Source organism: Geobacillus jurassicus NBRC 107829 (assembly GCF_001544315.1).
Classification (GTDB): Bacteria; Bacillota; Bacilli; order Bacillales; family Anoxybacillaceae; genus Geobacillus; species Geobacillus jurassicus.
In genome coordinates this window covers 66,275-72,482 of the sequence record NZ_BCQG01000012.1, presented here as the reverse complement: position 1 = coordinate 72,482, position 6,208 = coordinate 66,275, and the positions used below count along the sequence as shown (strand labels likewise).

6 protein-coding genes are annotated in these 6,208 nt (G+C 52.4%); 2 read left to right on the top strand and 4 right to left on the bottom strand.

The window, feature by feature from the left end; translation table 11 throughout:
- Positions 1–564: 564 nt before the first annotated feature.
- Entirely contained in the window at positions 565–855 is a 291-nt protein-coding gene (yoyC, locus tag GJ1_RS04935) for a protein YoyC (RefSeq protein ID WP_066229272.1), read from the top strand.
- 64 nt (positions 856–919) lie between these two features.
- Entirely contained in the window at positions 920–1,363 is a 444-nt protein-coding gene (locus tag GJ1_RS04930) for an Hsp20/alpha crystallin family protein (protein ID WP_044731065.1), read from the top strand.
- A 16-nt stretch (positions 1,364–1,379) separates the two neighbouring features.
- Here the strand turns inward: GJ1_RS04930 and GJ1_RS04925 are convergent, their stop codons facing one another.
- From GJ1_RS04925 to GJ1_RS04910, 4 genes are read right to left on the bottom strand one after another with little or no spacing between them, the layout of a single operon-like run.
- Complete coding sequence (locus tag GJ1_RS04925; protein ID WP_066229269.1) at positions 1,380–2,402, bottom strand: LacI family DNA-binding transcriptional regulator; 1,023 nt, start codon at positions 2,400–2,402, stop codon at positions 1,380–1,382.
- A 56-nt stretch (positions 2,403–2,458) separates the two neighbouring features.
- Positions 2,459–3,985 carry a UDP-glucose--hexose-1-phosphate uridylyltransferase gene (gene galT, locus GJ1_RS04920; RefSeq protein ID WP_066229266.1) on the bottom strand — a complete coding sequence of 509 codons (1,527 nt, stop codon included), beginning with the start codon at positions 3,983–3,985 and terminating at the stop codon, positions 2,459–2,461.
- Positions 3,986–3,987: 2 nt separating this feature from the next.
- Positions 3,988–4,974: a UDP-glucose 4-epimerase GalE gene (gene galE, locus GJ1_RS04915; RefSeq protein WP_066229264.1), complete on the bottom strand. Its 987-nt coding sequence runs from the start codon at positions 4,972–4,974 to the stop codon at positions 3,988–3,990.
- On the bottom strand, positions 4,971–6,155 hold the full coding sequence (locus GJ1_RS04910) for a galactokinase (protein ID WP_066229261.1): 1,185 nt from the start codon (positions 6,153–6,155) through the stop codon (positions 4,971–4,973). The genes galE and GJ1_RS04910 overlap by 4 nt, the downstream gene beginning before the upstream one ends.
- Positions 6,156–6,208 lie beyond the last annotated feature (53 nt).

The following is a 6,208-nucleotide window of genomic DNA, read 5'->3' as shown; positions in this document are numbered from 1 at the left end:
CAACTTTTCAGCTTCGGCTCGCCGTCGCTCGAGGTCAAATAACCTTCGCCTTCGGGATGTAAACATCCCTCCAGACGAAGAACATTTGCCCATCGTGGCGAAACGCTCACCTCAGCTTTTCGTACGCGCTTCGTTTCGTTCAGTTTTCAAGGAACGAAAATTATTATTATAAACAATCTTTCAAGAATGTCAACTACTGTTTCTCTAGTTCATACCGCCACATTTTTGTCGCGGCGATTAATTATTATACTTGATTTTTGTTATTTGTCAATAGTTTTTGTTTCGCGATCATCTAGCTGTCACGCTCCGACATCTTGTCCAGACGACGTTTTTTATTATATACGCTGATTTCGATTATGTCAACTATTTTTAAAAAAAATAAACGGCTTAAAAGCGATGTGAATAGGCAAGCAAAAAACAGCGCTTTAGCTGCCAAGCTAGACGTCCTTGCTTCCGCCGCCTTTAAGGCTTGGCGGCTCGAATTGCCCCGACGGCCGTATGGTATAATGCAAGGAGGACATATCGCATGCAGATCCAAACTTATTTCTTAAGGAGGGAAAAAACGTGACCTATCCATTTTCTGCACTGCTTGACGCCTACCGCCGCCTTTGGCCCAATCGTTCGATCACAACGGAGACGCTTGATGAACAGAAAAGCAAAGCTCTTTTATATGAGACGATCAGTCAGGAGCTGCGCGATGAATGGACGCATCCGCGCGTGCGGCAATCGCCGGAGGCGAAATTTTACTACGCCGTCAAGCGGGCGGCCGCCTCTGACTTGCCGGATGGCATGAAAGTAGCGCTCATTCAAGCGTATTTGACGGTGATGGAACAATTGCAAGCCAATCATACATAAAACAGACGAATCCGGTTTACACTACTGAGCGAAAAAACATTTCTTGTCAAGGAGGATGGCAGTTATGGCGTTAATTCCGTATGACCCGTTCCGGCACTTGGAGTCGATCCGCCGAGATATGAACCGCTTTTTTGCTAGTGATTTTCCATCGCTGTTCACTCATATGGATGAGCAGCACTGGATGCCGCGCATCGATATGCATGAAACGGACAACGAATACGTCGTTTCGTGCGATTTGCCGGGGCTGGAGCGGAAAGAGGATGTGCACATTGACGTGCAGAACAACATGTTGACGATCAGCGGCACGATTCAACGCCACCACGATGTCAAAGAAGAACAAATGCACCGGCGCGAACGCTTTTTCGGCCGCTTCCAGCGTTCGATCACCCTGCCGGCGGATGCCGCGGCGGAAAACATTCGCGCGACGTACAAAAACGGCGTGTTGGACATTCATATCCCGAAAACAACGACGGGAACGAAAAAACGCGTTGATATCGAGTTCCATTAATGCGAAAGGGAGCGGCTTATCGACCGCTCCTCTTTTCATTGCCCTCGCTGCTGGCGCGGATGACGAGCTCCGTCGGCACGACAACCTTTTTGCAAATCGCTCGTTTCGTCGTCAACCGTTCGATGAGCAGCTCAACCGCTGTTTCACCCATAAATTCTGTGTATACTTTCACCGTCGAAAGCGGCGGGTGAAGAAATGCTGCCGTCGGAATATCATTGAATCCGACAATCGCCGCCTCTTCAGGAACAGCGATTCCGGCCTCATGCAGCGCACGCAGGGCGCCGATCGCCATCGAATCGCTGGCAATGAAAAACGCCGTCGGCAAGTCGCCGCCTGAAACGGCTTTTTTCATCAGCCGATAGCCATCTTCGGCAGTGAAGGCGCCGATCCATACATAACGGGAATCGTACAGCCCTTTTAAATACAAATATTCATAAAATGCAGCTTCGCGCTCATCGCGGATCGGCGTTTCCCCGTCCACATATTCGCGGCCGCCGATATAGCCGATTTTCGCATGCCCCAACCGAAGCAAATAGTCAAGCACCGTCACCGTCGCTTGACGCAAGTCGATGACGACCGAATCAAACCGATGCTCATCAGGCGAACAGTCGACAAACACAATTTGTTTGGCCCCGGCGGCAAAAGTCTCGACTTCCTTCGGCCCGAATTTTCCGACGGCGATGATGCCATCGAGCGCCTCCATCCGTTCGATCGGATAGGCGCCGTGCTGTTTAAACAATTTGACGAGTTCGATGCCGCGCTCAAAACATTCTTTTTCCACTCCAAGGCGAATCGCCATATAATACGGGTCATCGATTTCCTGGCGCTCCGAATACCAGTGAATGAGCCCGAAGCGAAACGATTCGCGCGCTTGCTGGCTTCGTTCCCGCAATGTTTTGTAGTTCAGCTCTTGGGCAACCTCAAAAATGCGCCTTCTCGTTTCATCGGAAACGGACAGCGTCGCATCGTAATTGAGCACGCGCGAGACGGTCGCGACTGAAACGCCGACTTTTTCCGCGATTTCTTTTAACGTGGCCATAGTCTGTTTGTGATCCCTTCCTTATGTTTCATATGAAACGCGTTTTTTCGCCGCATTTAAACAAGAGACGACATGCGCTCCACAGCGTGCTGCATAAAGCGGCGAAACGCGTCCTTCCCTCGCTTGTCCCGCTTAAACACCCCGGCATGTTCCAACACGGTCACAAACCGTTGTCCGACTTCGCGCCTCAAAATGTCATGGACGTTGTCCTTCGTGATGTCCGGATAGGCCGAGCGAATGACTTCGCACCAATCCCAATGTTTATGCATCGACTCGTCCCAGTCTTCTTTTTTTGTCCGATGCACGAGATAATCAGCCAGCGTCTCCAGTTCCACGGCAAGCCGTGCCGGCAGCACCGCCAGCCCCATCACTTCGATCAAGCCGATATTTTCTTTTTTAATATGATGCAATTCCTCATGCGGATGGAAAATGCCATACGGATATTCAGGCGATGTCCGGTTGTTGCGCAGCACAATGTCCAACTCAAACAAATCGCCGCGCCGCCGGGCGATCGGGGTGATCGTGTTATGCGGAACATCGCCGCTGTAGGCCATAATCTCGACACTTGGGTCGCTGTACGTCCGCCATGTTTCATACAAAAAGGCAGCCGCATCCAACACGTCCTCTTTTGGTCCAGTCAAACGAATGACGGACATCGGCCAGCGCACAATGCCGGCTGTGACCGACGGAAACGGCGGAAGCGAGACATACTCTTCGATTTCCGCCTTTTCCATCGCGAATGTATAGCGCCCGCCTTGGAAATGGTCATGCACTAAAATCGAGCCGCCGACAATCGGCAAATCGGCGTTCGAGCCAATGAAATAGTGCGGAAACTTTTCGACGAAATCGAACAAACGCTCAAGCGTCTTCCGCTCCATCTTCATCGGCACGTGTTCGGCGGAAAAGACGATGCAATGTTCATTATAGTACACGTAGGGAGAATATTGGAAATACCACTGTTCATCCAATAACGTGATCGGGATGACACGGTGATTGGAACGGGCAGGATGACGCCACGTTCCTTCATACCCTTCGTTTTCTTTGCATAATACACATTTTGGATACGAGGATGACGGCATCTCTTTTAATTTGGCGATTTCCTTCGGGTCTTTTTCTGGCTTCGCCAAGTTAATGGTGATATCCAATTCTCCATAGATGGTTGACACTTTCCAGTGCTGATTGTTGGCGATGCGCGCCGTTTGGATGTAATTCGACGCTTGGCTTAGTGAATAAAACCAATCCGTCGCCTCTTGCGGGTCGAAGCGGTATCGCTCGTAAAAGGCGCGGATCACTTCCGACGGCCGCGGCATGACGCAGTCCATCAACTTCGCATCCCATATATCGCGTTCGGTCGTGGTATTCGTTTCCAACAATCCTTGTTCATGCGCCCAATCAATCATAACGTCCAATACCGGGGCCGGCGAGGCCAAGGGAACGTCCTTGACCTCAGCTGGCTGCCATTCCGTGAGTCGGAGCGTTGCCAGCAGGCGGTTGCGCGCGTACACAACATCTTCCGGCGCTAAAAGGCCGCGCTGCTCGGCATAACGAATCAGTTGTTCAATCGCCGCAAAAATCGTTTCCATGTTTACACACCCCGATAGCCGTTTGGCCGCGCTTGATGCCATTCCCATGCCGATGCGACGATATCCGTAATGGATGGGTATTTCGGCTCCCAGCCGAGCTCGCGCTTTGCTTTTTCCGATGAAGCGACAAGTCTCGCCGGATCGCCCGGGCGCCGCGCCGCAACGCGGGCCGGAATCGGATGACCCGTCACTTGCCGCGCCGCTTCGATGACTTCTTTGACGCTGAATCCGTTGCCATTGCCTAAATTGTACACGTCACTGGCCGCCCCGCTCCGCAATTTCTCAAGCGCCAGACAATGGGCGTCAACGAGATCGAGCACATGAATGTAGTCGCGGATGCATGTGCCGTCCGGTGTATCATAATCATCGCCAAAAATCAAAATTTCTTCCCGCTGCCCGAGCGGCACTTTCAAAATCAATGGAATGAGATGCGTCTCCGGGTTGTGGTCCTCGCCGATTGTCGTGCCGTACGCTCCGGCGACATTAAAGTAGCGGAGCGAAATCGAGCGGATGCCGTAGGCGCGGTCCGCCCATTTCATCATTTTTTCCATCGCCAGCTTCGTTTCTCCGTACGCGTTTGTCGGTTCGGTCGGGTCGGTTTCGACGATCGGGATTTGTTTCGGCTCTCCGTACACCGCGGCGGTTGAAGAAAAGACGATTTGTTTGACGTCAAACTCTCTCATCACTTCAAGTAGCACTTGTGTCCCGTACACATTGTTGTCGTAATATTTCAGCGGCTCTTCCATGCTTTCACCGACCAAGGAATTCGCCGCAAAATGAATGACCGCCTCAATGTCGTGCCGGCGAAACACCTCGCGCAAAAAATCGCGGTCGCGAATATCGCCTTGGCAAAACACCGCATCCGGATGCACCGCCTCCCAGTGCCCCGTCTGCAAGTTATCCACCACGACCACGCGCTCCCCTTTTTCCAGCAGACGGTACACTGCATGACTGCCGATATACCCTGCCCCTCCGCAAACCAAAATCATCGGCTCATCTCCTCCATTTCCGTGAGTTCTCTCGCCCCGTCACCAACTTCGACGACATAAAAGCTTGCTTCATACCCGATTGTTTCGGCGTACGCATTTCCGACCCGTTCAATAAAATCTTGAACATACGCTTTTTTCACAATGTTCACCGTGCAGCCGCCAAACCCGGCGCCCGTCATGCGCGCCCCGACCGTTCCTTCGTGCGACCATGCGGCCTCAACGAGCGTATCAAGCTCGATGCCTGTCACTTCGTAATCATCGCGCAGCGACAAATGCGACTGTTTCATCAATTCGCCAAAGCGGGTGAGATCCCCCTGCTCAAGCGCCCGAGCAGCTTCAAGCGTCCGCTCGTTTTCGGTCACCGCATGGCGGGCTCGTTTTCGTTCAAGCGGGGAAAGAAGATGTTCATAACGGACCAGCTCTGCGCTTGTCAGCTCGCCAAGCGAAGCGATGCCAAGCACATTTTGCAGCTTCGAAAGCGCCGCCTCGCACGTCGCCCGCCGCTCGTTGTACGCCGAGTCCGCCAGGCCGCGCTTTTTGTTCGTATTGGCGATGACGATCGAACAATCGTCAAGCACCAATGGCAAATAGCGGTACTCGAGCGTCTGGCAATTTAATAGGATGGCGCAGTTTTGTTTCCCCATGCCGACGGCAAACTGATCCATAATGCCGCAATTGACACCGACATAGTTATTTTCTACGGTTTGACTCATTTTCACAAGTTCCAACTGATCGAGCCCCCGCGCAAACAAGGTGTTTAATGCGACTGCCGTCACAAGCTCAATCGACGCGGATGACGACAACCCCGCGCCGTTCGGGATCGTGCCGTAATACAAAATGTCCAATCCGGTCTCGAGCGGGCCGAGCGCTTGAAACGCGGCCAAAATCCCTTTCGGGTAGTTCGCCCAGCCGTGCTCGCTCCGGTATGACAAGTCGTCGTAAGAGACCGTGATCACTCCCGTTTCCGGGAAGTTTTGGGAGTAAAAGCGGACAAACGGCTCATCCGTTTGCCGAACAAGCGCATACGTGCCGATCGCAAGTGCGCACGGCAGCACATGCCCGCCGTTGTAATCCGTATGCTCGCCGATCAAATTGACGCGGCCGGGGGCGAAGAAGATGCGGATGTCTTCGGCCAAGCCGCCGAAAAGGTCGGTAAATTGCTGTTTTAAGATGGGGATCATGGAAGGGCCTCCTTAGGTTAAATAAATATCGATCTTTAGTAAATATTTTAGTT